This window comes from Pseudomonas sp. MWU12-3103b, from assembly GCF_023100615.1.
GTDB classification, from domain to species: domain Bacteria; phylum Pseudomonadota; class Gammaproteobacteria; order Pseudomonadales; family Pseudomonadaceae; genus Aquipseudomonas; species Aquipseudomonas putida_A.
Genome location: NZ_JALMEY010000020.1, coordinates 14,551 through 40,223 on the forward strand (window position 1 = coordinate 14,551; position 25,673 = coordinate 40,223).

At 59.7% G+C, this 25,673-nt stretch carries 19 protein-coding genes; 13 read left to right on the forward strand and 6 right to left on the reverse strand.

Annotated elements, in window-relative coordinates:
- Window positions 1-7: 7 nt before the first annotated feature.
- The gene (locus M0808_RS25105) at window positions 8-187 is read right to left on the reverse strand and encodes a PA1571 family protein (RefSeq protein WP_027611439.1); all 180 of its coding nucleotides are present in this window, start codon (window positions 185-187) and stop codon (window positions 8-10) included.
- 256 nt (window positions 188-443) lie between these two features.
- Here M0808_RS25105 and M0808_RS25110 point away from each other — a divergent pair, with 256 nt between their 5' ends.
- Window positions 444-2,222, forward strand: a complete 1,779-nt coding sequence (locus tag M0808_RS25110; RefSeq protein ID WP_247842754.1) for an ABC transporter transmembrane domain-containing protein — start codon at window positions 444-446, stop codon at window positions 2,220-2,222.
- 86 nt (window positions 2,223-2,308) lie between these two features.
- Here M0808_RS25110 and M0808_RS25115 read toward each other — a convergent pair whose 3' ends face one another.
- On the reverse strand, window positions 2,309-4,237 hold the full coding sequence (locus M0808_RS25115) for a transglycosylase SLT domain-containing protein (protein ID WP_027611441.1): 1,929 nt from the start codon (window positions 4,235-4,237) through the stop codon (window positions 2,309-2,311).
- Window positions 4,238-4,451: 214 nt separating this feature from the next.
- On the opposite strand from M0808_RS25115, the gene M0808_RS25120 reads away from it, so the two are divergent.
- Window positions 4,452-6,374, forward strand: coding sequence for an ATP-binding cassette domain-containing protein (locus M0808_RS25120; RefSeq protein WP_098964816.1), 1,923 nt, complete (start codon window positions 4,452-4,454; stop codon window positions 6,372-6,374).
- A gap of 181 nt (window positions 6,375-6,555) precedes the next feature.
- Here the strand turns inward: M0808_RS25120 and M0808_RS25125 are convergent, their stop codons facing one another.
- Window positions 6,556-6,993, reverse strand: coding sequence for a universal stress protein (locus tag M0808_RS25125; RefSeq protein WP_098964814.1), 438 nt, complete (start codon window positions 6,991-6,993; stop codon window positions 6,556-6,558).
- 103 nt (window positions 6,994-7,096) lie between these two features.
- On the opposite strand from M0808_RS25125, the gene M0808_RS25130 reads away from it, so the two are divergent.
- The 7 genes from M0808_RS25130 to M0808_RS25160 all read left to right on the forward strand — a co-directional run bounded on the left by M0808_RS25130 (window position 7,097) and on the right by M0808_RS25160 (window position 15,504).
- The gene (locus tag M0808_RS25130; RefSeq protein WP_223008993.1) at window positions 7,097-7,534 is read left to right on the forward strand and encodes a hypothetical protein; all 438 of its coding nucleotides are present in this window, start codon (window positions 7,097-7,099) and stop codon (window positions 7,532-7,534) included.
- A 527-nt stretch (window positions 7,535-8,061) separates the two neighbouring features.
- On the forward strand, window positions 8,062-10,209 hold the full coding sequence (gene fadB / locus M0808_RS25135) for a fatty acid oxidation complex subunit alpha FadB (RefSeq protein WP_139055641.1): 2,148 nt from the start codon (window positions 8,062-8,064) through the stop codon (window positions 10,207-10,209).
- A gap of 29 nt (window positions 10,210-10,238) precedes the next feature.
- Window positions 10,239-11,414: an acetyl-CoA C-acyltransferase FadA gene (gene fadA, locus M0808_RS25140; RefSeq protein WP_007910465.1), complete on the forward strand. Its 1,176-nt coding sequence runs from the start codon at window positions 10,239-10,241 to the stop codon at window positions 11,412-11,414.
- 99 nt (window positions 11,415-11,513) lie between these two features.
- Window positions 11,514-11,750, forward strand: a complete 237-nt coding sequence (locus M0808_RS25145; protein ID WP_247842756.1) for a DUF1653 domain-containing protein — start codon at window positions 11,514-11,516, stop codon at window positions 11,748-11,750.
- Window positions 11,751-11,864: 114 nt separating this feature from the next.
- Window positions 11,865-14,495, forward strand: a complete 2,631-nt coding sequence (gene topA, locus M0808_RS25150; RefSeq protein WP_095140031.1) for a type I DNA topoisomerase — start codon at window positions 11,865-11,867, stop codon at window positions 14,493-14,495.
- Window positions 14,496-14,639: 144 nt separating this feature from the next.
- Window positions 14,640-15,164, forward strand: coding sequence for a DUF6586 family protein (locus M0808_RS25155; protein ID WP_097088548.1), 525 nt, complete (start codon window positions 14,640-14,642; stop codon window positions 15,162-15,164).
- Between the two features lie 106 nt (window positions 15,165-15,270).
- A complete protein-coding gene (locus tag M0808_RS25160; RefSeq protein ID WP_003226592.1) occupies window positions 15,271-15,504 on the forward strand; it encodes a hypothetical protein in 234 nt (77 codons plus the stop codon).
- A 94-nt stretch (window positions 15,505-15,598) separates the two neighbouring features.
- Here M0808_RS25160 and sulA read toward each other — a convergent pair whose 3' ends face one another.
- Window positions 15,599-16,072 carry an SOS-induced cell division inhibitor SulA gene (sulA, locus tag M0808_RS25165; RefSeq protein ID WP_003226591.1) on the reverse strand — a complete coding sequence of 158 codons (474 nt, stop codon included), beginning with the start codon at window positions 16,070-16,072 and terminating at the stop codon, window positions 15,599-15,601.
- 10 nt (window positions 16,073-16,082) lie between these two features.
- Complete coding sequence (gene lexA, locus M0808_RS25170) at window positions 16,083-16,691, reverse strand: transcriptional repressor LexA (RefSeq protein WP_003226590.1); 609 nt, start codon at window positions 16,689-16,691, stop codon at window positions 16,083-16,085.
- A gap of 229 nt (window positions 16,692-16,920) precedes the next feature.
- Between lexA and M0808_RS25175 the strand changes: the two genes are divergently transcribed.
- The 4 genes from M0808_RS25175 to M0808_RS25190 all read left to right on the forward strand — a co-directional run bounded on the left by M0808_RS25175 (window position 16,921) and on the right by M0808_RS25190 (window position 22,849).
- Complete coding sequence (locus M0808_RS25175; RefSeq protein WP_007961819.1) at window positions 16,921-17,628, forward strand: TetR/AcrR family transcriptional regulator; 708 nt, start codon at window positions 16,921-16,923, stop codon at window positions 17,626-17,628.
- Between the two features lie 158 nt (window positions 17,629-17,786).
- Window positions 17,787-18,797, forward strand: coding sequence for a beta-N-acetylhexosaminidase (nagZ, locus tag M0808_RS25180; RefSeq protein WP_247842765.1), 1,011 nt, complete (start codon window positions 17,787-17,789; stop codon window positions 18,795-18,797).
- A gap of 11 nt (window positions 18,798-18,808) precedes the next feature.
- Window positions 18,809-19,546, forward strand: coding sequence for an S-methyl-5'-thioinosine phosphorylase (locus M0808_RS25185; protein ID WP_027611451.1), 738 nt, complete (start codon window positions 18,809-18,811; stop codon window positions 19,544-19,546).
- A 9-nt stretch (window positions 19,547-19,555) separates the two neighbouring features.
- Window positions 19,556-22,849: a DEAD/DEAH box helicase gene (locus M0808_RS25190; RefSeq protein WP_247842767.1), complete on the forward strand. Its 3,294-nt coding sequence runs from the start codon at window positions 19,556-19,558 to the stop codon at window positions 22,847-22,849.
- Window positions 22,850-22,974: 125 nt separating this feature from the next.
- Here the strand turns inward: M0808_RS25190 and M0808_RS25195 are convergent, their stop codons facing one another.
- A complete protein-coding gene (locus M0808_RS25195; protein WP_247842768.1) occupies window positions 22,975-25,665 on the reverse strand; it encodes a DEAD/DEAH box helicase in 2,691 nt (896 codons plus the stop codon).
- Between the last annotated feature and the right edge of the window lie 8 nt (window positions 25,666-25,673).

Here is a 25,673-nt window from a genome sequence, read left to right on the forward strand (position 1 = left end):
GGCTATATCACTTTTGTTCGGCAGGCTTGACCAATCGCTTCTCCAGTTCGCGGCACGCGTCCTGGATCATGTCTTCAGTGATCGGTACTTCACGCCCATCCTTGTCGATAATCGAGCAACCCAGAGGTTGGCCGGGCTTGGTGCGGATCACTTGAATCTTGTCATCGCTGCTGTGTTGCAAGGACATGGCCTGTCTCCTCATCAGGTTGTGCACGTAGATTAAAACCGCCACGTGACCAGGCTGTGACAACACCCTTGGGTCTGTCAAAAGCGGCACCTCCAGTCCAACAGAAATGACCGCTCGTCTCAACCGGGACATTAGACCAATAGCAACTATGGCCTAGTCTTTGGGGGCATATTTAACCTGACTCATTGTGATTTACAGAGTTCCGCCCCATAGAAGGTTTAGGCTAGCCCTTTCACCAACACGGATGTGTACCTGAATGATCTCGAAGCTTTCTTCCCGGCACCGTCGAGCGCTGAGTCTGACCAGTCGATTTCTGGCGCCTTATCGTTGGCAAGTCGGCGCTGCGCTGCTGGCGCTGATCGTCACCGCGGCCGTCACTTTGTCGATGGGGCAGGGGATCAAATTGCTGGTCGATCGGGGCTTCATGACGCAGTCGCCGCATCAACTGAACCAGAGCATCGGTATCTTCATGCTGATGGTGCTGGGCCTGGCAGTCGGCACGTTCGCGCGTTTTTACTGGGTGTCGTGGATCGGTGAGCGCTGTGTGGCGGATATCCGGCGTGAGGTGTTCAACCATCTGGTGTACCTGCATCCCGGGTTTTACGAAAACAACCGCAGTTCGGAGATTCAGTCCCGGCTGACTGCCGACACCACGTTGCTGCAATCGGTGATCGGCTCGTCACTGTCGATGTTTTTGCGCAACCTGTTGATGGTGATCGGCGGGGTGGTTCTGCTGTTTATCACCAACCCGAAACTCACCAGCATCGTGGTGATTGCCTTGCCGTTCGTGGTCGCGCCGATTCTGATTTTCGGTCGGCGCGTGCGCAATCTATCGCGGCTGAGTCAGGACCGGGTGGCCGACATTGGCAGCTATGTCTCCGAAACCCTGGGCCAGATCAAGACCGTGCAAGCCTACAACCATCAGGTGCAGGACGAGCGGCGTTTCGCCACGACGGTCGAGGACGCGTTCGACACCGCACGCAAGCGCATCTTTCAACGCTCGTGGATGATCACCGTGGTGATCGTGCTGGTGCTCGGCGCGGTGGCGGTGATGTTGTGGGTCGGTGGCATGGACGTGATTGCCGGGCGCATCACCGGTGGCGAACTGGCGGCTTTCGTTTTCTACAGCCTGATCGTCGGCAGTGCGATCGGCACGTTGAGTGAAGTCATCGGCGAGTTGCAGCGTGCGGCGGGTGCCGCTGAGCGCATCGCGGAACTGCTCAGTTCGCAGAACATCATCCAGCCACCGACCCTCGGGCTGGTGACGTTGCCAGAACGGATCAAGGGCGAACTGCAATTGCAGAATGTGCGCTTTTCCTACCCGTCGCGTCCGGACAGCTACGCCGTCAACGGCTTGAGCCTGACCATCAGGGCCGGCGAGACCCTGGCCCTTGTCGGGCCATCCGGTGCCGGCAAGTCCACGGTGTATGACTTGCTGTTGCGCTTCTACGACCCGATTGAAGGGCGGATTTTGATCGACGGCGTGCCGCTGACCAGCCTCGACCCGCTGGATCTGCGGCGCAATTTCGCCCTGGTCTCGCAATCGCCTGCGCTGTTTTTCGGCAGCGTCGAAGAGAATATTCGTTACGGCAATGCAGATGCGACGCTGGAACAGGTCAAGGAAGCGGCAAGAATTGCCCACGCCCATGACTTCATCGAGAAGATGCCCAATGGCTATCAGACCCACTTGGGGGACGCCGGCCTCGGACTTTCCGGCGGCCAGCGTCAACGCCTGGCGATTGCCCGCGCGTTGCTGGTGGATGCGCCGATTCTGCTGCTGGACGAAGCCACCAGCGCCCTCGATGCGCAGAGCGAGCACTTGATTCAGGAAGCGTTGCCAAGCCTGATGCAAAATCGCACCACATTGGTGATCGCGCATCGCCTGGCCACAGTGAAAAACGCCGACCGGATCGCGGTGATGGATCAGGGTAGCCTGGTGGCCATCGGTACCCATCAGGAACTGATCGTAAGCAATCCGCTGTATGCGCGGTTGGCAGCGCTGCAGTTCAACGACGGGCATGCGGTGGCGGTGTAGGAACTGCCGCAGATCTTTGCTGACGGCAAAAAAAATGCCCGCATCGATTGATGCGGGCATTTTTCATTTCAGGTATTCAGCACCTGTCATTGATCGTCGAAATACCGCTCATGCCAGTCCACCAGCGGCTGCGGCGAATTGAGCTTCTGCCCGTAGATCACCGAGTATGACAGCACGTTTTGCACGTACTGGCGGGTTTCGTCGAACGGGATGCTTTCCACCCACACGTCGAAGCTCAGGTGATCGGCACCGCGCAGCCACTGGCGCACGCGGCCGGGGCCGGCGTTGTAGGCGGCGGAGGCCAGGACGCGGTTGCCGTTGAACTGGCTGTGCACCTGGCTCAGGTAAGCGGCGCCGAGCTGGATGTTCTTGTCCGGATCGAGCACTTGCTGCGGCGAGGCCAGCGGGATGCTGAACTTGCGTGCGGTTTCCTTGGCAGTGCCGGGCATCAACTGCATCAGACCGCTGGCACCAACGCCGGAGCGGGCGTCGTCCATGAAGGCACTTTCCTGGCGGGTGATGGCGAACACCCAGCTTGAGTGCAGGCCGCGCGTCTTGGCTTCACGCACCAGGGTGTCGCGGTGGGCCATCGGGAAGCGGATATCCAGGTCGTCCCAGTATTGCGCCTGACTGATGGTGCGGATGGCCGGGAAATACCATTTCAGGTCGTAGGCCAGTTTGGCCTGAGCGACCATTTCGTCACGATTGAAATGGCGACTGACGTGATACCACTCGCGGCGCCCGTCAACGATCTGCCCACGCGCATGGAATTCCAGCGCGCGCCGCACGCCGGGAGTGTTGCGCACCTTGTTGATGGTGGCCTGACTGAGTACCAGCGGCTTGTTCATCAGCGAGTAAGGCAGTTGCGAGCGGTCGGCAGCGAGGAAACCGTAGAAGTCGCGTTCCTTCGCCAGATTTTTGTACAGGGTCTGCGCTTCCGGGTTCTGCGGTTGCGCCAGTTCCAGGCTGCGGGCCTGCCAGTAACGCCAGCGGTTGGTGGTCGCCAGATCCTGTGGCAGACGACGGGTCAACTGATACGCATCGTCCCAGCGTGCCAGTCGCAGCAGCAAACGCAGGCGCCATTCGGACACGGTGTTGTCACGCAGTTCCGGATCGTATTTGGTCATCACGTCCAGCGCGCGGCTGTCGAAACGCCGGGCCAGGGTCAGGCCGATTTCCCGGGCAATCGCGACTTTCTCGTCACGGGAGAAATGCATGCTGCTGGCGTATCCGTCGAGCAGGGCCATGGCCTTGTCCGGATCCTGACGGGCGAGGCGGCGCAGGCCGAGGCTGACCACGTCGGACATCGGCTCGTCGGCCGGGGTGAAGCGCGACGGCTGATTGAGCAGCTCGGGTTTCTGCGCCACATCTACCAGCAGCCGACCGCGCGGGGCGAGGGTGGTCAGGCCGTTGACCAGACTGTTAGCCAGTGGATAGTTGCGCGCCTGGGCGGCGAGTTTGGTGCGTTCCCAGCGTTTCTGTTCGGTCAACTGGCCGTCGGCGGCCCAGATGCCGAACAGCCCGTCACAGGCTGCCGGTTGCGATTTACCGGTCAGCCACAGTTTGTCGGCGTTGGCATAGCCCTCGGCCTTATGGCCGCTGCTGATCTGGAACTGCGCATTGAGGCAGTCCAGTTCGGTGAAGTTGAGTTTCGGATCGTAATACTTGGTGAAGGTCGCCCAATCGCCACGGTCGGCGAGCCAGCGCAACCAGCGCAGCTTCATCCAGTTGGCCTGGGGCAGGTCGCCGTGCTCGGCGAGGAATTTCTCGATTTCGGCGTTGCTCGCGGTCTTCAGACGCGCGGTCAGTTCATCGTAGGCCAGGTACGGTTCCAGCGGGTAATCGGCAAGGGCCTGGCTATAACGGAAGTACGGGCCGGTATCGCCCTTGGCCAAGGCACGCTTGGCTTCATCGTAATACTGGCGTTGGGTGGACAGGTCCACCGCCTGGGCGGATTGAGCGGCAGCGGCGGTAAGTAGCAAACAGGACAAGACACTGAAAAGGCGACTGCGCATGAGACATCCGGGCAGAGAAATCATGACAAGCACCGGCCGCGGCCAGCACTGAATTGTCTGTAGCTTAGCCTTTTGCCAGCAACGGGCGAAAGCTTTGCCGGTCTTGCAGCACAAGTTCGCAACAAATGTTGTGCAGAGTGCTTCGGCAGACAAATTGCCGGCCTGCTGAGAGCCTAACTCAGGTAGAATGCGCGCCCGGTTTTTGGAGAAGCTCATGACCCTGCTCAAATTCAGCGATGTGTCCCTTGCATTCGGCGCGATGCCGTTGTTGGACAAGGTGTCCTGGCAGATCGCCCGTGGTGAGCGGGTGTGCATCATCGGCCGCAACGGCACTGGCAAATCCAGCATGATGAAACTGGTCAAGGGCGACCAGAAGCCCGATGACGGCTCGGTGTGGCGTGCCCCCGGTCTGAAAATCGGTGAATTGCCGCAAGAATTGCCGGTGGCCGACGGGCGGACCGTATTCGACGTGGTTGCCGAAGGCCTCGACGGCGTTGGCGCCTTGCTCGCCGAATACCATCACCTGAGCCAGAACATCGTTACCGACGCCGATCTGGACAAGCTGATGCACGTTCAGCATGACCTCGAAGCCCGTGACGGCTGGCGCTTGCAGACCCTGGTCGACAGCACTCTGAGCCGCCTGCAACTGCCGGCCGACAAGACCCTCGCCGAGTTGTCCGGCGGCTGGCGTCGTCGCGTGCTGCTGGCGCAGGCGCTGGTGTCTGAACCGGATCTGCTGCTGCTCGACGAACCGACCAACCACCTGGACATCGGTGCGATTGCCTGGCTCGAGGAGGCCCTGAAGGATTTCCAGGGCGCCGTGCTGTTCATCACGCACGACCGTTCTTTCCTGCAGAACCTCGCCACGCGCATCCTCGAACTGGATCGCGGCGGCCTGATCGACTGGAACGGCGACTACGCCAGCTTCCTGGTGCACAAAGAAGCCGCGCTGGCCGCTGAAGAAACCGCCAACGCCCTGTTCGACAAGCGTCTGGCTCAGGAAGAAGTGTGGATCCGTCAGGGCATCAAGGCTCGTCGAACCCGTAACGAAGGCCGTGTGCGCGCGCTGAAAGCCCTGCGTGTTGAGCGCAGCGAGCGTCGCGAGCGTACCGGCAAGGCGAATATCCAGCTGGAAACTGCCGACAAGTCCGGCAAGCAAGTGATGGTGTTGGAAAATGTCAGCTTCCATCACCCGGACGGTCCGTACCTGATCAAGGACTTCTCGATGGTCCTGCAGCGCGGCGACCGTATCGGTCTGCTCGGCGCCAACGGTACCGGCAAGACCACCCTGCTGAAGCTGATGCTCAACGGTCTGCAACCGACCAGTGGCAAGGTGGAAGAGGGCACGCGCATCGATGTGGCCTACTTCGACCAGTTGCGCCATCAGCTGGATCTGGAAAAGACCGTGATCGACAACGTCGCCGAAGGTCGCGATTTCATCGATATCGACGGCCAGAGCCGCCACGTCCTGAGCTACCTCGGTGACTTCCTGTTCAGCCCGCAGCGTGCGCGCACGCCGGTCAAGGCGCTGTCCGGTGGCGAGCGTGCGCGTTTGCTGCTGGCCAAACTGTTCAGCAAACCGGCGAACCTGCTGGTCCTCGACGAACCGACCAACGACCTCGACGTGGAAACCCTCGAGCTGCTCGAAGAAGTGCTGCTGACCTTTAACGGCACTGTGCTGATGGTCAGTCACGACCGGGCGTTCCTCGACAACGTGGTCACCAGCACCCTGGTCTTCGAAGGTGAAGGCAAGGTTCGTGAATACGTCGGCGGCTATCAGGACTGGATCCGTCAGGGCGGTTCGCCGCGCCTGCTGGGCGTGACCGAGAGCAAGTCGGGCAAGGCTGATCTGAATTCGGCTGTGGTCACCGCTGAACCTGTCGTGGCTGCCGCACCTGCCGCTGCCGCGCCGGCAGCCAAGAAGAAGCTGAGCTATAAGCTGCAGCGCGAGCTGGAAGCATTGCCGGGCGACATCGATGCCAAGGAGCAGCAGATCGCGGCCGTCGAAGCCGAAATGGCTGAAGCCGGCTTCTATCAGCGTCCGCCAGCAGAAACGGCCAAGGTGATTGCTTCGCTGGAGCAGTTGCAGGCTGAGCTGGATGCACTGGTGGAGCGTTGGGCCGAGCTGGATGCCTGATTGATCCGGCCATGAAAAAGCCCGGCGTTCAGTGATGAGCGCCGGGCTTTTCATATACGGATATAGGTGAAGATTCCAATGTGGGAGCGAGCTTGCTCGCGAAAGCGGTATGTCAGGTAGCATCAATGTTGAATGTTCCGACGCCTTCGCGAGCAAGCTCGCTCCCACAGGGTTTTGTGTTTCAGCGTTTGATCAGGTGCACCGCGAGCACATCGCAAGGGGCGCCATGCAGCACGTCGTTGGCTGTGGAGCCCAGCAATAGCGCCAGACCATGACGGCCGTGGCTGCCGACTACGATCAGGTCGCAATGGTTTTCCTTGGCGAAATGATGGATTTCCTGGCGTGGCTGGCCATAGGTCAGGTGGCAATTGGCGCCCTCAAGTTCGGCGTATTTGGCTTTCAGGCGTTCAAGTCGCTCCTTGGCCTGATCGAACTGCTGCTGTTGCAGTTGTGACAGATCCATCGGCACGTCGCCGCCAAACGCCATCGCCATCGGTTCGACGATATGCACCAGCGACAGCTTGGCGCCATTGCTCGCCGACAGCTCTCGGGCGCGGTGAATCACAGGGTCGCACTCTTCGGTCAGGTCTACGGCGACCAGGATATGGTTGTAGGGCATGAGGTGCTCCTCGTGACGGTTCAATATTGTTAAGTATGGCTGGTTTCAAGCGCATTGGTTCCAAAGTGACACAATGCGCTCACCTTAAGTCGGGAGTAGAGATATGACGGTCTGGTTGGTGGTGTCAATCCTGCTGGTGGTTTTGAGTCCACTGGCGTGGTTGCGCCCGTCGCGCGTGCAGAGCGGCCGCATGGCCCTGCGCATGGAGGCGCGACGCATCGGGCTGGCCATGCAGCTGGCGCCTCAGGAGTGGCCGCACTGGCTGTCTCAGGAGCCGCCCAGCCCGTGCGCGCAATATCATCGGCCACGGCGTGGCACTCAGCCGGCGTGCTGGACCTACTGGCAGAAATCGCCGGGAGTATGGGTCAATCAGTGGCAGGAAGTCTGCGAGGACCGGTTGCTGCTCGATCATTTCGAAAAGTTGCCGGGCAACGTGTTCAAGGTCGAGGCCGACAAGCAGATGATCGCGCTGTACTGGGGCGAGAAGGGCGAAGCCACGGTTTTGCAGGCTATCGACGCGACTCTGAAAGCGCTGGCCTGACTCGCGGACTTTTCCCACTGCAAGGGTGGGGAGCGTCCGGCAGACGAGCAATAAAAAGCCCGACATGATTCATCGGGCTGGGTGGCCAGGCAGGCCGGTAACTGTTTTTTATCGCTGACTCGTTTTTTAGTGGCAGCGAATCTCCCTGTAGTCCAGCCAGCGTAGCCTGTTAAACAAGGCTCGCCGGGAATTAGGGCGACTTTTCTAACTATTGATTCTATGAATGGCTTTGCATGCAGCTGCGTGTTGCGGATCTGTGTGCAACGGAAATGACCACAAAGTCGCATTTCAACCCGTATTTTGGGCGATTGACAATTGTTGGAAATTCCGTGAAGGTGACGTACCCAAATCAAACGGGCGTATGAATTGAGCGTTTGTCTTACAGACTGCTCCTACAGAATCCCGACTATCGCGTTGGCGGGTGTGCCGGGTGGATTGGCGTCAGCATCGACGAAAAAGCGTCCTGCCGAGCCATTTACCTGCGTCCGACGTGTACTGTTCAGCTTCCATATCGTGGAGATCAGTTGATGATTTACGAAGGTAAAGCCATCACGGTTAAAGCTCTTGAAAGTGGCATCGTCGAATTGAAATTCGACCTCAAGGGTGAGTCCGTCAACAAGTTCAACCGTCTTACCCTGAACGAACTGCGTCAGGCCGTGGACACCATCAAGGCAGATGCTTCGATCAAGGGCGTGATCGTCAGCAGTGGCAAGGACGTGTTCATCGTCGGCGCCGACATCACCGAATTTGTCGACAACTTCAAGCTGCCGGATGCCGAGCTGGTTGCTGGCAATCTCGAAGCCAACAAGATCTTCAGCGATTTCGAAGACCTCAACGTTCCGACCGTGGCCGCGATCAACGGCATCGCCCTGGGTGGCGGTCTGGAAATGTGCCTGGCGGCGGACTACCGCGTCATGTCGACCAAGGCCAAGATCGGTCTGCCGGAAGTCAAACTGGGCATCTACCCAGGCTTCGGCGGCACCGTGCGTCTGCCGCGCCTGATTGGCGTCGATAACGCCATCGAGTGGATTGCCGCCGGCAAGGAAAACCGTCCTGAAGACGCGCTGAAAGTCAGCGCCGTCGACGCCGTGGTTGCTCCAGAGAAGCTGCAGGAAGCTGCCCTTGAACTGGTCAAGCGCGCCATCTCCGGCGAGTTCGATTACAAGGCCAAGCGTCAGCCAAAACTTGAAAAACTCAAGTTGAACGCCATTGAACAAATGATGGCTTTCGAAACCGCCAAAGGTTTCGTGGCAGGGCAGGCAGGCCCGAATTACCCGGCGCCGGTCGAAGCGATCAAGACCATCCAGAAAGCCGCGAACTTCGGTCGTGACAAGGCGCTGGAAGTCGAAGCCGCCGGTTTCGTCAAACTGGCCAAGACCTCTGCCGCGCAGAGCTTGATCGGTCTGTTCCTGAACGATCAGGAGCTGAAGAAAAAGGCCAAGGCCTACGACGAAATCGCCAAGGACGTGAAGCAGGCTGCCGTACTGGGCGCCGGCATCATGGGTGGAGGCATCGCTTATCAGTCGGCCTCCAAAGGTACGCCGATCCTGATGAAGGACATCAACGAGCACGGTATCGAGCAGGGGCTGGCCGAAGCCGCCAAACTGCTGGTTGGTCGCGTTGACAAAGGCCGCATGACCGCCGCGAAAATGGCTGAAGTGCTCAACGGTATTCGTCCGACCCTGTCCTACGGTGACTTCGGTCACGTCGATCTGGTTGTTGAAGCCGTGGTCGAAAATCCGAAGGTCAAGCAAGCGGTACTGGCTGAAGTCGAAGACAAGGTCAAAGAGGACACCATCCTCGCGTCCAACACCTCGACCATTTCCATCAGCCTGCTGGCCAAGGCCCTCAAGCGTCCGGAAAACTTCGTCGGCATGCACTTCTTCAACCCGGTGCACATGATGCCGCTGGTGGAAGTGATCCGTGGCGAGAAGTCCAGCGAGCTGGCAATTGCCACTACCGTTGCCTACGCCAAGAAAATGGGCAAGAACCCGATCGTCGTCAACGACTGCCCGGGTTTCCTGGTCAACCGCGTTCTGTTCCCGTACTTCGGCGGTTTCGCCAAGCTGGTCAGCGCTGGCGTGGATTTCGTCCGCATCGATAAAGTCATGGAAAAATTCGGCTGGCCGATGGGCCCGGCGTACCTGATGGACGTGGTCGGCATCGACACCGGTCACCACGGTCGTGACGTGATGGCTGAAGGCTTCCCGGATCGCATGAAGGATGACCGTCGCTCGGCCATCGACGTGCTGTACGAGGCCAAGCGTCTGGGCCAGAAGAACGGCAAGGGCTTCTACGCCTACGAAGCCGACAAGAAAGGCAAGCAGAAGAAGGTCGCCGATCCGTCGGTACTCGAAGTGCTCAAGCCGATCGTTTATGAGCAGCGCGAAGTCACTGACGAAGACATCATCAACTGGATGATGATCCCGCTGTGCCTGGAAACCGTGCGCTGCCTGGAAGACGGCATCGTTGAAACTGCCGCCGAAGCCGACATGGGTCTGGTCTACGGTATCGGTTTCCCTCCATTCCGTGGCGGTGCGCTGCGCTACATCGATTCGATCGGTGTTGCCGAGTTCGTTGCCCTGGCTGACCAGTACGCTGATTTGGGCGCGCTGTACCACCCGACCGCGAAGCTGCGCGAAATGGCCAAAAACGGCCAGAGCTTCTTCGGTTAAGCGCCCCCAACTAGAGTGAGAGTGAACTTATGAGCTTGAATCCTAGAGACGTCGTGATTGTCGACTTCGGTCGTACTCCGATGGGCCGCTCCAAGGGCGGCATGCACCGCAACACCCGCGCCGAAGACATGTCGGCGCACCTGATCAGCAAACTGCTGGAACGCAACGCCAAGGTCGATCCTGCTGAAGTCGAGGACGTGATCTGGGGCTGTGTGAACCAGACCCTGGAGCAGGGCTGGAACATCGCGCGCATGGCGTCGCTGATGACCCAGATCCCGCACACCTCGGCCGGCCAGACCGTCAGCCGTCTGTGCGGCTCGTCGATGAGCGCCCTGCACACTGCAGCGCAAGCGATCATGACCGGCAACGGTGACGTATTCGTGGTTGGCGGCGTCGAGCATATGGGCCACGTGAGCATGATGCACGGTGTCGATCCGAACCCGCACATGTCGCTGTACGCGGCGAAAGCCTCGGGCATGATGGGTCTGACCGCGGAAATGCTCGGCAAGATGCACGGCATCACTCGTGAGCAGCAGGATGCCTTTGGCGTGCGCTCCCACCAGCTCGCCCATAAAGCGACGGTGGAAGGCAAGTTCAAAGACGAAATCATCCCGATGCAGGGCTACGACGAAAACGGCTTCCTGAAGCTGTTCGACTACGACGAAACCATTCGTCCGGAAACCACCCTGGAAAGTCTGGCGGCCCTCAAACCTGCCTTCAATCCAAAAGGCGGCACCGTGACAGCCGGTACTTCGTCGCAGATCACCGATGGTGCTTCGTGCATGATCGTGATGTCGGCGCAGCGTGCACAGGATCTGGGGATCCAGCCGATGGCCGTGATCCGTTCGATGGCAGTGGCGGGTGTGGATCCGGCGATCATGGGCTATGGTCCAGTGCCGGCGACACAAAAAGCCCTGAAGCGTGCGGGCCTTGGCATCAACGATATCGACTTCTTCGAGCTCAACGAAGCTTTCGCTGCACAGGCCCTGCCAGTGCTGAAAGATCTGAAAGTGCTCGACAAGATGAACGAGAAGGTTAACCTGCACGGCGGCGCGATCGCCCTGGGTCACCCGTTCGGTTGCTCCGGTGCCCGTATTTCCGGCACCTTGCTGAACGTGATGAAGCAGAATAGCGGCACCTTTGGGGTGGCCACTATGTGCATTGGTCTCGGCCAAGGCATCTCCACCGTCTTCGAACGCGTTTAAGCGTCTCGTCGATGGAAGCCGGGGCCCAGTGCCCCGGTTTTTGTTTTTGCGGATTTATTTTTGTATTTATTTTGAAAAAATTTGAGTGAGGGCCGAAGCATGCCGATACAACCTGGGCTCTACCAACATTACAAAGGTCCGCAGTACCGCGTATTCAGTGTTGCGCGGCATTCCGAGACCGAAGAGGAAGTGGTGTTTTACCAAGCCCTGTATGGCGATTACGGCTTTTGGGTACGCCCTTTGAGCATGTTCGTCGAGTCGGTCGAGGTTGACGGCGAGCAGGTGCCACGCTTTGCTTTGGTGCACGCCGAACCGAGCCTTTTTTCCAAGACATAAGGCGAGTGCGCACAGAACCCTGTGCTTGACCTCACCTTGTAGCCACTATATATAGCGGTGCCGCGTCAGGCGCCAACCGCCTTTCACTTCTAGAATTCAGGAATTTTCTGATCCATGGGCAAATCGCTGGTCATTGTGGAATCCCCGGCTAAGGCCAAGACCATCAACAAGTATCTGGGCAACCAATACGTGGTGAAGTCGAGTATCGGCCATATCCGAGACCTGCCCACCAGCGGTTCGGCTAGCGCCAGCAAAGAGCCAGCCGCCAAGCGCGGCAAGGCTGCCGCGGGCGAGGGGCCGGTGCTCACGCCGAAAGAGAAAGCGCGCAAGCAACTGGTCTCGCGCATGGGTGTCGATCCGGAGCATGGCTGGAAAGCCCAGTACGAGATCCTCCCGGGCAAAGAGAAGGTCATCGAAGAGCTGCGCCGGCTCGCCAAGGATGCTGACACCATCTATCTCGCAACCGACTTGGATCGCGAGGGGGAAGCCATTGCCTGGCACCTGCGCGAAGCCATCGGTGGTGACGACAGCCGCTACAAGCGCGTGGTGTTCAACGAAATCACCAAGAAGGCGATTCAGGAAGCTTTCTCCGAGCCGGGCGAGCTGGACATTGATCGTGTAAATGCCCAGCAGGCGCGTCGTTTCCTCGACCGCGTTGTGGGTTACATGGTCTCGCCGCTGCTGTGGGCCAAGATCGCCCGTGGCCTGTCGGCCGGTCGCGTGCAATCGGTTGCCGTGAAGCTGGTGGTCGAGCGTGAGCGCGAAATTCGTGCATTCAACCCGGAAGAGTACTGGGAAGTGCACGCTGATCTTGGCACCGCCAAGGGTTCGACCGTACGTTTCGAAGTGGCGCGCGAGAAGGGTGAAGCCTTCAAACCGCTAAACGAAGCTCAGGCCACAGCCGCGCTGGAGAAGCTCAAGTCCTCCAGCTACAGCATCGTCAAGCGCGAAGACAAGCCGACCAGCAGCAAGCCGTCGGCGCCGTTCATCACGTCCACCCTGCAGCAGGCCGCGAGCAACCGCCTGGGCTTCGGCGTGAAGAAAACCATGATGATGGCCCAGCGTCTGTACGAAGCCGGCTACATCACTTATATGCGTACCGACTCGACCAACCTCTCGGCTGATGCCGTGGCGATGGCGCGTACCTATATCGAGGACGAGTTCGGCAAGAAGTACCTGCCGGAAACGCCGAACGTCTACAGCAGCAAGGAAGGCGCACAAGAGGCTCACGAAGCGATTCGTCCTTCCGATGCCAACACCACGCCAAGCAAGCTTGCAGGCATGGAGCGTGATGCTGAGCGCCTCTACGAGTTGATCTGGCGCCAGTTCCTCGCTTGCCAGATGCTGCCGGCGCAATACCTGTCGACCACCGTCAGCGTTGCCGCTGGCGACTTCGAGCTGCGTGCCAAGGGCCGCATCCTCAAGTTCGACGGTTACACCCGCGTTCTGCCGCAAATCACCAAGCCTGGCGATGACGATGTTCTGCCGGACATGGCGCAGGGCGATGCGATGAAGCTGATCAAGCTCGATCCGTCGCAGCATTTCACCAAGCCGCCGGCCCGTTACTCGGAAGCCAGCCTGGTCAAGGAAATGGAAAAACGCGGCATCGGTCGTCCTTCGACTTACGCAGCGATCATTTCGACCATTCAGGATCGCGGCTACGTGACCCTGCACAACCGTCGTTTCTACTCGGAAAAGATGGGCGATATCGTCACCGAGCGTCTCTCGGAGAGCTTCTCGAACCTCATGGACTACGGCTTCACCGCCGGCATGGAAGAGAACCTCGATGATGTGGCTCAGGGCGAGCGCGACTGGAAAAACGTGCTGGACGAGTTCTACGGCGACTTCAAGAAGAAGCTCGAAGTGGCCGAGAACCCGGAAAGCGGCATGCGTGCCAACCAGCCGGTCATGACTGATATTCCGTGCACCACGTGCGGTCGTCCGATGCAGATCCGTACGGCATCGACCGGCGTGTTCCTCGGTTGCTCGGGCTACAGCCTGCCGCCAAAAGAGCGCTGCAAGGCCACCGTCAACCTGGTGCCTGGCGACGAGATCGCTGCGGACGACGAGGGCGAGTCGGAGTCGCTGGTGCTGCGCGGCAAGCATCGCTGCCCGATCTGCAGTACCGCGATGGACGCTTACCTGCTCGACGAGAAGCGCAAACTGCACATCTGCGGTAACAACCCGGATTGTGCCGGCTATGAAATCGAAGAGGGCAACTACCGCATCAAGGGCTACGAAGGTCCGAGCCTGGAATGCGACAAGTGCGGCAGCGAGATGCAGCTCAAGACCGGCCGTTTCGGCAAGTTCTTCGGTTGCACCAACCCGACCTGCAAGAACACCCGCAAACTGCTGAAGAGTGGTGACGCGGCGCCGCCGAAGATGGACCCGGTGAAGATGCCTGAGCTGAAATGCGAGAAGGTCAACGACACCTACATTCTGCGCGACGGTGCTTCCGGTCTGTTCCTGGCGGCCAGCCAGTTCCCGAAAAACCGCGAGACTCGTGCTCCGCTGGTGATCGAGATTCTGCCGCACAAGGATGAGATCGATCCGAAGTACCACTTCCTCTGCGAAGCACCGCAGAAGGATCCTGATGGTCTGCCGGCAGTAATCCGTTACAGCCGCAAGACCAAGGAGCAATATGTGCAGACCGAGGTCGACGGCAAGCCTACCGGCTGGAAAGCGTTCTACGACGGTGGCAAGTGGACTGTTGAAGACAAGCGCACGAAAGCCAAGGCTGAGTAAGCGTTAGCCTGATCCACAAAAGGCCGCATGATGACCCTCGGGTTTTCATGCGGCCTTTTTGTTTTGTGCTTGCGGTCGGATCCGCTGATCCACGACACTGTCGGGTCTGTGTGACGCAATTATTTCGCTGTGGAGACTGCCGGCATGGCGCACGAACTCTATACCCGCACCAATCAGAAGATCTATTTCGCCGGCCTGTCGCTGGAGGCTCTGGCTCGCGCCGAAGAGGGGCGGGCGATGAATTCGTTGGCGCTGATTCAGGCTGGCCGCGAATCAGCATTGTTTCACCTCTATGGCGCGCTTCTGGGCCTGTGTCACGAGATCGCCGGTTTTTATCGTCTGCCTCAGGCCAATGCGTCGCGAGCGGAAGCGTTGCTGACTCGCGAAGTCCTGGAATCGATTGCGATCCCTGAGCTGGCCGAGATGGTTGAGCTGGCTGGTAACCCTGAAACCTGGCTGGCGAAATTGCTGGCGGCGCACTCAGCGTTGTTCCAGCCGCCACGGGTGCCACACAAGCCCAAAGGCGATGTGACACAGCCATTGATTCAGGCCATTAATCTCGATGAAGAAGAGGCGCCGCAGGAGTTGAGTCGGGAAGAGCTGGAGAGCTGGCGGCAGAATCTCAAGGGCCTGGCAATCCGCTTTCGCGAAGGCTTGAACGAATGCTGAGGACAATTGACACGGTGGCAATCTGAAACATGCTGCTGGTCAAGATCCCGAGCGAAGCCCGAATGATGTCTATATAATCCCTGCCTTTCGTGGAGAACAGACCTATATGCCAACGTCCTTTCTAGAAATTGTCGAGTTACCAGACGGCCGAATCGAACTGCGCAGGGCTGAGGACGAGGGTTCTCTGGTGACGCTGGATTTCTCCGAGGATGCTAAAGCATTCCTGCAAGGCCAGCATGTGGAAATCGCGAAAGCGATGTTGAGCGTCGGCGTACAGATGGCCGGCCGTATGGTTGAAGGCGAATTTGATAAGGAAGAAGGGCCGCGGGTTCTTCACTGAGATCCGCCTGTCGGCGCTTGCCGCTGCAACATCAGATCGGCTTCTCTGTCCCTGGAGAAGCCCTGCGCTTCACACAGCGCGCGTTACAAGTGAATCAACCCAATCGAATGTTCAGGCTCTGAGCGTCGCCCGTGCGGGCTGCGCTGATCAGTTGTTGCCGTGAACTTGTGTTCAGCGGATTGAGCCAGGTTACCACCGTATGGCTACGACCCAGGCGCAGTGCTTCGCAGGCCAGTTGCTGAGCGCTTTGCGCACCACGAGGTTGCAGTAGCAGAATGCGTTCACGGTTCAGGCCGGCCTCTCGCAGCCAGATCTGGGTCAGGCTGGCTGGAGGGGCGATCAGCGTCAGCCAGCGCGCGTCCTGATCTTCACTCAGTTCGCGAAGAATCGGGGCAAGCAGGTTCAGGCAGTTCCCGGCCGCACCGCGCAGTGACAGCTCACTGAATACTTCCGGTTCGGCAATCCATGGGCGCTCGACCACATCTTTCAGGATCGGTGCCATCGGTTGTGCCAGAAACGCTTCGAATAGAGGCAGTTGTGTTTGCTGAGGTGTGTGTGGGAACTGCATAAAGCCTCCTTTAGCGGCGGATTACGCCGACACTCAAGCCTTCGATCACCAGTTCCTGATCTTTCAGGTCGACTTCGATAGGGGCAAACTCAGGGTTTTCGGCAATCAGCCAGACTTTGCTGCCTTCGCGCTTGAAGCGCTTGACCGTCACTTCATCGCCGATCCGTGCAACCACCACCTGGCCATTGCGTGCTTCGCGGGTGGTGTGAACCGCCAGCAGGTCACCGTCGAAAATGCCGATGTCCTTCATGCTCATGCCGTGTACGCGCAACAGGTAATCGGCCCGTGGGTGAAAGAACGCAGGATTGATGTTGCAGGACTCTTCGATGTGCTGCTGGGCGAGGATCGGTGCGCCGGCAGCGACCCGGCCAATGATCGGCAGGGTAGAGTCGTCAGCCTTGGCTTCGAAGCCGGGGATACGAATACCGCGGGAGGCGCCCGGAGTCATTTCGATTGCACCTTTGCGGGCGAGGGCCTTGAGGTGTTCTTCCGCCGCGTTGGGCGACTTGAAACCGAGCTCCTGAGCGATTTCCGCGCGGGTTGGCGGGTAGCCGTTGTCTTCGAGGCAGCGTTTGATAAAGGCCAGAATCTCGGCTTGGCGTGGCGTCAGCTTTAGCATATTGATCGCTCTGTCTTTTTATACAGTGACTGGGATTATATACAGTGAAGCGGTCTTGGCAATGCCCGTTTTTTTGCAGCCCGCCGGACGGTCGGTTCCCGTGCTTATTAATGCGCCGGTCGAGTGTGGTTAAATAGCTGACCGACCATTCCCAAAACGAACTGGCAGGCTTGACAAGGCTTGGGCTGAAACGTATGTTTCAAACAAGTGTTTGTCAGGCGGAGTAGCCATGGCCCAGTCGGAAACCGTTGAACGCATTCTTGATGCTGCCGAGCAGTTGTTCGCGGAGAAAGGTTTCGCTGAAACCTCATTGCGTTTGATCACCAGCAAGGCCGGGGTAAACCTGGCGGCGGTGAATTATCATTTCGGCTCCAAGAAAGCGCTGATCCAGGCGGTTTTCTCGCGCTTCCTCGGGCCGTTCTGCATCAGCCTCGATAAAGAGCTGGAGCGTCGCCAGGCCAAGCCTGAAAACAAGCCGACCCTTGAAGAGTTGCTGGAAATCCTCGTCGAGCAAGCGCTCGTGGTGCAGCCACGCAGCGGTAACGACCTGTCGATCTTCATGCGTTTGCTCGGTTTGGCGTTCAGCCAGAGCCAGGGTCACCTGCGTCGTTATCTGGAAGACATGTACGGTAAGGTGTTCCGCCGCTACATGCTGTTGGTCAACGAAGCGGCTCCGCGCATCCCGCCAATCGAGCTGTTCTGGCGCGTGCACTTCATGCTCGGCGCTGCGGCGTTCAGCATGTCCGGGATCAAGGCCTTGCGCGCGATTGCCGAGACCGATTTCGGCGTCAACACCTCGATCGAACAGGTGATGCGTCTGATGGTGCCGTTCCTTGCCGCCGGCATGCGTGCCGAAACCGGTGTCACCGACCCGGCGATGGCGACTGCGCAGCTTCGCCCGCGCAGCAAATCGACTCCGGTGGCCGCCAAGGTTTAACCGCACACGGGTGGGCGCGGCTGCTTGTATCCGCTAAGCTAGCCGCCCATGCCGACTTTCGTTCTGAACCCGATCTCCATAGAAATTATTGGCCTGCCGAGCATTGCTCACGGTAGCGATTTCTGGCGGATCGGGTTTTTCGTTTTCAAGGAATCTCTATGACTGCTGGCCTGCAAGGCTCGTTGATGGTGGACGTCGCCGGTACCTGGCTGACGGCCGAAGATCGCCAATTGTTGCGCCAGCCCGAAGTGGGCGGCCTGATCATTTTCGCGCGCAACATCGAGCACCCGCGCCAAGTGCGCGAGCTGAGTGCTGCGATCCGCGCCATTCGCCCGGATCTGCTGCTGGCGGTCGACCAAGAGGGCGGCCGGGTGCAGCGTCTGCGTCAGGGCTTCGTGCGCCTGCCCGCGATGCGTGCCATCGCCGACAACCCGAACGCCGAATACCTCGCCGAACAATGCGGCTGGGTCATGGCCACCGAAGTGTTGGCGGTCGGCCTCGACCTGAGTTTCGCCCCGGTGCTGGATCTGGATTACCAGCGCAGCGCCGTGGTTGGCACGCGTTCGTTCGAAGGGGATCCCGAGCGCGCCGCATTGCTCGCCGGGGCGTTCATTCGCGGCATGAACAGCGCGGGCATGGCCGCTACCGGCAAGCATTTCCCCGGTCACGGTTGGGCCGAAGCCGACTCCCACGTCGCGATCCCGAATGACGAGCGCAGTCTCGACGAGATCCGCGCCAACGACCTCGTACCGTTCGCCAGACTCAGCAAGCAACTCGCTGCGGTCATGCCGGCGCACGTCATCTATCCGCAAGTCGATTCGCAGTCGGCCGGGTTCTCCCGTCGCTGGTTGCAGGACATCCTGCGCGGCGAGTTGCAGTTTGACGGCGTGATCTTCAGCGACGACCTGTCGATGGCCGGCGCCCACGTGGTCGGCGACGCTGCCAGCCGGATCGAAGCCGCGTTGACTGCCGGTTGCGACATGGGCCTGGTGTGCAATGACCGCGCTGCGGCCGAACTGGCCCTGAGTGCTGCGCAACGGATGAAGGTCAAGCCGTCCGCACGCATTGCGCGGATGCGCGGGCAGGCGTTCGCCAGCACCGACTACCGTCAGGATCCGCGCTGGCTCACCGCCATCGGCGCGCTCAAAGACGCTCAACTGATCGATTAAGGATTTTTGCTATGACGGTTTACGCAATCATCGGTGGCACCGGCCTGACCCAGCTCGAAGGCCTGAGCATTCGTCAGTCGTTGGCGGTGGATACGCCTTACGGTTCGCCGTCGGCTGAAGTGCAGATCGGCGAATATGCCGGTAAGGAAGTGCTGTTCCTCGCCCGTCACGGTCATCCGCACCGTTTCCCGCCGCACAAGGTCAACTACCGCGCCAACCTGTGGGCGCTGAAGCAGGCCGGCGCCGAGGCGATCATCGCGGTCAACGCGGTGGGCGGGATCCATCCGGCCATGGGTACCGGGCATTTCTGTGTGCCACACCAGATCGTCGATTACACCAGTGGCCGCGAACACACGTTTTTCGCCGATGATCTGGAGCACGTCACCCATATCGATTTCAGCTTCCCTTACAGTGAGCCGCTGCGTCAGCAATTGATCGTCGCGCTGGCTGCCGAAGGCTGCGAATACAGCGATCAGGGCGTGTATGCCTGCACCCAGGGCCCGCGTCTGGAAACCGTGGCCGAGATCGTGCGTCTGGAGCGTGACGGTTGCGACATCGTCGGCATGACCGGCATGCCGGAAGCGGCATTGGCCCGTGAGCTGGATCTGGATTACGCCTGCCTGTCTCTGGTGGTGAACCCGGCAGCAGGCAAGACCACGGCGGTGATCACCATGGCCGAGATCGAGCAGGCGCTGCATGACGGGATGGGCAAGGTGAAATCGACGTTGGCGCGGGTGTTGGCCAGCTAAGGACTGTCCATGAGCATTCTCATCGAACAGCTTAAGTCGTTGGCCTGGGCCCGGGCATTCACTAGCAACGCGCTCGCCAAGGCCCGGGCTTATGCCGCCGATGATCGGGTAGAGATCATCGAGATCGATGACAGAAAGATCGAGGCGTTCTGCGTCGGTTCGGAAGATCAGGCGTATGAACAAACCATTTACCTGTCCGAAGATCGGCTGGGTTCCGTCACCTTGCGTTGCCTGTGCACCTGTCCTGTCTCAATCGACTGCAAACACTGCGCTGCGGTGCTCTATCACCTGCAGGGCCGTGATCATGAAGCGTCCGAAAGTGACGCTCAGGCCCAGTTGGGTCGGGCGCTGGAACATTGGCTTTCGACCATTCCCGTGCCGGCCAAGCCCATCGGAGAAGGCGCGCAAACCGCAGGCACGCGCCTGTTTTACAAGCTCAAGCCAACGTCAGTGAGCGGCAAGTGGCTGCTCGATATTTTCAAGGTCTCCCAGCTCAAGAACGGCGAGTTGCGCGAAGTCAAACCGATGTATTCGCTGGCGGAAATGCTCATGCGTCAGCCCGGCTACCTGTCCGAGCTGGATCTGCGCGTCGCCAGGCTGCGGGTTGCCATGCACTCCCACCACGCCTATTACAGCGGCTATCCGCTGGAAGGCAGCAGCGGCGCGGAACTGCTGGAAATGCTCCTGCGCACCTCGCGCCTGTTCCTCGACTTCGAAAACTTGCAGCCACTGACGCCGGGTGCGAAACGCATGGGTCTGTTCTCTTGGGCCGAGCAGGCCGACGGGGGGTTCCGCGCCCAGTGGAGCAGTGCCGAGGCTGCGCAGGAAACCGTGCTGGCGCTGGAGCCGCTTTATTACATCGATCGTGAGCAGCGACAGGTTGGCCCTCTGTTCAGTGAGTTGGAAGAAAAACTGGCCTGCCATTTGACCCTCGCCCCAGACATCCCGGCGCGTCAGGCGATGCAGTTCAGCCATCGCATGAGCGCGATGACCAAAATCCCGCCGCCGCACAAGCTCACCGAACGAATCATCGATGACGTGCTTCCGCAGCCGCAACTGACCTTGGTCAGCGGCCGGGAGCGTTCGCGCTGGGAATACATTCTGGAGCACCGCGCCGCTCTGGTGTTTACCTACAACGGTCATCCGGCGGTGGATCGTAATCCGGAAGTGATGATCCTCAATGGCACTGAAGCCCAGCGCATTCGACGCCAGCCTGCGATGGAAAAGAAGCTGCGCCAGAGCCTGCAAAAGCTCGGCTTCAAAAAAGCCACGCGCAAGAGCGCTATGGATCGTCCCGGCGAGATGTTCACTTTGCCGGATGATTCCGCCTGGCTCGGATTCATGCATGAAGGGCTTGCCACACTGCGCGCCGCGGACTGGGAAATCGAAATCAGTCCCGGCTTCCATTTCGATGTGCAGCCGGTCGAACACTGGTACGCGGAGGTCGAAGAAGAGGCCGGGCATCAATGGTTTGATCTGCAACTGGGCATCGTCGTCAATGGCGAGCGCTACAGCTTGTTGCCGATCCTTCTGCATCTGTTGCGCACCCAGCCACGTTTGCTCGACCCGGTGAACCTGGCGCAACGCAGCGACGACGAAAAACTCCTGATCGAACTCAAACCCAGCGGTTTTGGCGACCCGGCAGGCGCCAAGGTGGCGTTGCCGCTGAGTCGGGTCAAACCACTGATGGCGACGCTGGGCGAGCTGTACCTGGGCGGACATCAGGGCGATGCGCTGCGCTTGACTGCTCCAGACGCCGCGCGCCTGAGTATGCTCGATGGCGTGCCACTGGAATGGCAGGGCGGCGAACGCCTGCGCACTTTTGCCAAGCGGCTGCACAATTCCAGTCACACCCATATTGCTGCGCCGGCCGGCCTTAATGCGCAACTGCGCCCATATCAGCTCGAAGGCCTTGGCTGGATGCAGACTCTGCGGGAGCTGGAGGTCGGCGGCATTCTTGGCGATGACATGGGCTTGGGCAAAACCCTGCAGACCCTGGCGCATCTGCTCACGGAAAAGCACGCCGGGCGCCTCGATTGCCCGGCACTGGCGGTGATGCCGACCAGCCTGATTCCCAACTGGCTCGACGAGGCCCAGCGCTTCACGCCTCAGTTGAAGGTCCTGGCGCTGCATGGGGCCGGGCGGCAAAAAGACTTCGCCAATCTCGCCGAATACGACTTGGTGCTGACCACTTACGCCTTGCTGCCCAGGGATCTTGAAACGCTGCGGCCGCAGTCGTGGAGCGTGCTGATTCTCGACGAAGCGCAGAACATCAAGAACCCGCTGAGCAAAGCGGCGCAGGCCGCACGTGACTTGCAGGCCCATCAGCGCTTGTGTCTGAGCGGCACGCCGCTGGAAAACCATCTCGGCGAGCTGTGGTCGCAGTTTCATTTCCTCATGCCTGGCTGGCTGGGCGACAGCAAATCCTTCAACCGCGATTACCGCACACCGATCGAGAAACATGGCAATGTCCAGCGCATGCAGCACCTGACGGCGCGCATCAAGCCGTTTTTGCTGCGTCGCAAGAAAGATCAGGTCGCCACTGAGCTGCCGCCGAAAACCGAAATCATCCATTGGGTTGAACTCAGCGACGGCCAGCGCGACGTCTATGAAACGGTGCGCGTGGCGATGGACAAAAAGGTGCGCGACGAAATTGCCCGCAGTGGTGTGGCGCGCAGTCAGATCATCATTCTTGATGCCTTGCTCAAGCTGCGTCAGGTCTGCTGCGATCTGCGCTTGATCAACATGCCTCTCACGGCGAAGGCATTGCGCTCGGGCAGCGGCAAGCTGATCAGCCTGATGGAGATGCTCGAAGAGTTGCTCGGCGAAGGTCGGCGCATCCTGCTGTTCTCCCAGTTCACCTCGATGCTGGCGCTGATCGAGCAGGAGTTGCAGCAGCGCGCTATCGGTTATTCGTTGCTGACTGGCGACACCACCGACCGGCGCACGCCAGTCAAGAATTTCCAGGGCGGCAAGGTGCCGTTGTTCCTCATCAGCCTCAAGGCTGGCGGTACTGGTCTGAACCTGACGGCTGCGGACACGGTGATCCACTTCGACCCGTGGTGGAATCCGGCAGTGGAGAATCAGGCAACCGATCGCGCTTATCGTATCGGGCAGAACAATCCGGTGTTTGTTTACAAGCTGATCGCTCGCGGCACGGTAGAGGAAAAGATACAAGCGTTGCAGCAGGAGAAAGCAGCGCTGGCCGGGGCGGTGCTTGAAGGTGGTACGACGGGTGGATTCAAACTGGAACAGAGTGATATCGAAGCGCTGTTTGCGCCGTTGCCCGCTTCCAGGCAGTAAGCTTCAGTTTGAACCTTCAACTGAGGTGATCCGTTCGCGAGCAGGCTCGCTCCCACAAGGGGAAATGCGATCCAACTGTGGGAGCGGGCTTGCTCGCGAAAGCTATCTAGCAAACACTGCACATCTCAACGCTTGTCGAACTTGTCCGGCAACGGCGCAAACAGCGCTTCAATATCATCGCTCTGCAGTTTCCAGTCCCCGGCCTTACGCCCATCCAGCACGCCTGCCGCCAGGTCGGATTTTTCCTTCTGCAGGTGCTGAATCTTCTCTTCCACTGTGCCCCGGGCAATCATCTTGTAGACGAACACCGGTTTTTCCTGGCCGATTCGATAGGCGCGGTCGGTTGCCTGGTTCTCGGTCGCCGGGTTCCACCACGGATCGTAATGGATCACCGTGTCCGCTTCGGTCAGGTTCAGGCCGACGCCGCCGGCCTTCAGGCTGATCAGAAAAATCTGACGCTTGCCGCTCTGGAATTCCTTCACCGGCGTGCGCCGATCGCGGGTCTGGCCGGTCAGCAAGGCGTAGGCCACGTTGCGTTTCTTCAGTTCGTCCTCGATCAGTGACAGCATCGAGGTGAACTGCGAGAACAGCAGAATCCGCCGACCTTCTTCGAACAACTCTTCGAGCATTTCCATCAGGCTGTCGAGTTTGCCCGAGCTGCTGCCACGGGCGGGCAGGGTGGCGTCGTTGACCAGGCGCAGATCGCAGCAGACCTGACGCAGCTTGAGCAGGGCTTCAAGAATGATGATCTGGCTGCGCGCCACGCCTTTGCGAGTGATCTCGTCGCGGACTTTTTTGTCCATTGCCAGGCGCATGGTTTCGTAAACGTCGCGCTGCGCCTCATTGAGATCGACCCAGTGGATGATCTCGGTTTTGGGCGGCAGTTCGGTGGCCACCTGTTCCTTGGTGCGGCGCAGCAGAAACGGTTTTATCCGCCCATTGAGGTGCTGCAGCCTGACTTCGCTGGCGCGCTTTTCGATCGGCACGCGGTAGTCGGCATTGAAGCTTTTGACATCGCCCAACCAGCCCGGCAGCAAAAAGTGGAACAACGACCACAACTCGCCGAGGTGGTTTTCCAGCGGTGTGCCACTTAGGCACAGGCGCTGGCGCGCGTTGAGTTCGCGAGCGGCCTGCGCGGCCTTGCTGTTAGGGTTCTTGATGTACTGCGCTTCGTCGAGCACCAGAACGTGCAGCGGCTGTTGTGCCAGCCGTTCGACGTCCTTGGGCAGCAGTGCATAGGTGGTCAGGATCAGGTCGAAGTCGGCCAGATGCTCGAAATGCTTTTTGCGGCCGGCACCGTACAGCGCGACCACTTTCAGTTGCGGCGTGAAGTGCGCGGCTTCGTCGAGCCAGTTCGGGATCAGGCTGGTGGGCATCACCACCATGCACGGTCGATCCAGACGCCCGGCGTTTTTCTCACTGAGAATATGCGCCAGGGTCTGTAAGGTTTTACCCAGACCCATGTCGTCCGCCAGAATCCCGCCGACCTCAAGCTGACGCAGGGACTGCATCCAGCTCAAGCCTTCGAGCTGATAAGGACGCAACGTCGCGTTCAAGCCCTTCGGCGCTTTGGCCGTGTAATCGCGAATGTCGCGCAGGCGTTGGGCGAAACTGCGGATCTGCTCGCCGCCTTCCCACAGCAGTGGAATGCCTTCCAGCGAATTGAGGCGCGTGGCGTCGGCCTTGCTCAGGCGCAGGGTGGTTTCGCCCGGTTCCTGCAAGTAGAACTCGCCCAGCGTTGCCAGTACCGGTTTTAGTCGGCCAAGGGGCAGCGCCACTTGCAGCGGCCCGTGCTCACTGTTGCGTTGCGGCACATTGACCAGAATCAGCTCGTCATCGCGGCGCCGCGCCAGGCGTTCCGGGTTAAGGATTTCCGTGTGCGAGCGCATCAGGTTGAGCAGGATCGGCAGCAGGCTCAGGCGCTCACCATTGACGATGATCCCCAATTCCAGATCGAACCAGTCGCGTTCCGGCGCCTGTTCGACGGTGGCGTACCAGTCGTCGACGGCGGTCAGGTCGAAACCGAACTCCTCGTCGATCTGCAATTCCCAGCCTTGGGTGCGCAGCTTCGGCAGTTCGTTGAGGGTAAACGTCAGCCAGGCGCTGTCGTTGACCATCTCGTACAGCTCACCGGCGCTTTCCGGCAGCGCTTTGCTCTGGCGCGTGGCGATACGGAAGCCGAGGATTCTTAACTGTTCGCGGTAGGACTGTTCCACTTCCGGATGGCGTTTTATCCGCAGGGTCTGCGTTTCCTGGCGAATCAGAATGTCGCTGTTTTTCTGCCCGCTGACGTACTCATCCAGATAGCTGAACGACAGCGCCGCACGATGCTGGATGTAGCGCTGCATCTTGCCGTTGCGCGGTTCGAACGCGCTGAACTCGACGCTGGCCAGCCACAGGCGCGGCAGCGGTTGCACGTTGTCCACCAGCACTTGCGGCGGCGCCTTGGGGCTGCGGTTCTCCAATACAGCCTGGAGCTTTTCCAGCAGCTCGGCGTCTTTCGCAGCGGCAGGGTACTCGAGGGTTTCCTGCACTTGCAGGAGTACTGCGGCGCAGTGTTTGCAGTTATTGCGCACCGGGCAGGTGCAGGTGGCGTCAACCAGCAATAGGGTGTCTTTGGCTGACTCGCGCAGGTGAATGGTCTGACGGTAGACGTTACCGCCAGAGCCTTCGCAACTGGCGGTAATGGTCGCATCGCCCACCTGCGCGATGCGTACCCGGTTCTCCAGGGCGTAGCGGCGGCCACGCTCCAGGCTCTGTTCCTTGAATCGGCTGACCCAAGAGGGTGCCAACGGTTTACTCAGGGGCGGGGACATAAGGACTT

What these genes read in the sequence shown, in the direction of transcription:
- M0808_RS25105 (WP_027611439.1), bottom strand. Translation starts at nt 187, where the DNA reads ATGTCCTTGCAACACAGCAGCGATGACAAGATTCAAGTGATCCGCACC.
- M0808_RS25110 (WP_247842754.1), top strand. Translation starts at nt 444, where the DNA reads ATGATCTCGAAGCTTTCTTCCCGGCACCGTCGAGCGCTGAGTCTGACC.
- M0808_RS25115 (WP_027611441.1), bottom strand. Translation starts at nt 4,237, where the DNA reads ATGCGCAGTCGCCTTTTCAGTGTCTTGTCCTGTTTGCTACTTACCGCC.
- M0808_RS25120 (WP_098964816.1), top strand. Translation starts at nt 4,452, where the DNA reads ATGACCCTGCTCAAATTCAGCGATGTGTCCCTTGCATTCGGCGCGATG.
- M0808_RS25125 (WP_098964814.1), bottom strand. Translation starts at nt 6,993, where the DNA reads ATGCCCTACAACCATATCCTGGTCGCCGTAGACCTGACCGAAGAGTGC.
- M0808_RS25130 (WP_223008993.1), top strand. Translation starts at nt 7,097, where the DNA reads ATGACGGTCTGGTTGGTGGTGTCAATCCTGCTGGTGGTTTTGAGTCCA.
- fadB (WP_139055641.1), top strand. Translation starts at nt 8,062, where the DNA reads ATGATTTACGAAGGTAAAGCCATCACGGTTAAAGCTCTTGAAAGTGGC.
- fadA (WP_007910465.1), top strand. Translation starts at nt 10,239, where the DNA reads ATGAGCTTGAATCCTAGAGACGTCGTGATTGTCGACTTCGGTCGTACT.
- M0808_RS25145 (WP_247842756.1), top strand. Translation starts at nt 11,514, where the DNA reads ATGCCGATACAACCTGGGCTCTACCAACATTACAAAGGTCCGCAGTAC.
- topA (WP_095140031.1), top strand. Translation starts at nt 11,865, where the DNA reads ATGGGCAAATCGCTGGTCATTGTGGAATCCCCGGCTAAGGCCAAGACC.
- M0808_RS25155 (WP_097088548.1), top strand. Translation starts at nt 14,640, where the DNA reads ATGGCGCACGAACTCTATACCCGCACCAATCAGAAGATCTATTTCGCC.
- M0808_RS25160 (WP_003226592.1), top strand. Translation starts at nt 15,271, where the DNA reads ATGCCAACGTCCTTTCTAGAAATTGTCGAGTTACCAGACGGCCGAATC.
- sulA (WP_003226591.1), bottom strand. Translation starts at nt 16,072, where the DNA reads ATGCAGTTCCCACACACACCTCAGCAAACACAACTGCCTCTATTCGAA.
- lexA (WP_003226590.1), bottom strand. Translation starts at nt 16,691, where the DNA reads ATGCTAAAGCTGACGCCACGCCAAGCCGAGATTCTGGCCTTTATCAAA.
- M0808_RS25175 (WP_007961819.1), top strand. Translation starts at nt 16,921, where the DNA reads ATGGCCCAGTCGGAAACCGTTGAACGCATTCTTGATGCTGCCGAGCAG.
- nagZ (WP_247842765.1), top strand. Translation starts at nt 17,787, where the DNA reads ATGACTGCTGGCCTGCAAGGCTCGTTGATGGTGGACGTCGCCGGTACC.
- M0808_RS25185 (WP_027611451.1), top strand. Translation starts at nt 18,809, where the DNA reads ATGACGGTTTACGCAATCATCGGTGGCACCGGCCTGACCCAGCTCGAA.
- M0808_RS25190 (WP_247842767.1), top strand. Translation starts at nt 19,556, where the DNA reads ATGAGCATTCTCATCGAACAGCTTAAGTCGTTGGCCTGGGCCCGGGCA.
- M0808_RS25195 (WP_247842768.1), bottom strand. Translation starts at nt 25,665, where the DNA reads ATGTCCCCGCCCCTGAGTAAACCGTTGGCACCCTCTTGGGTCAGCCGA.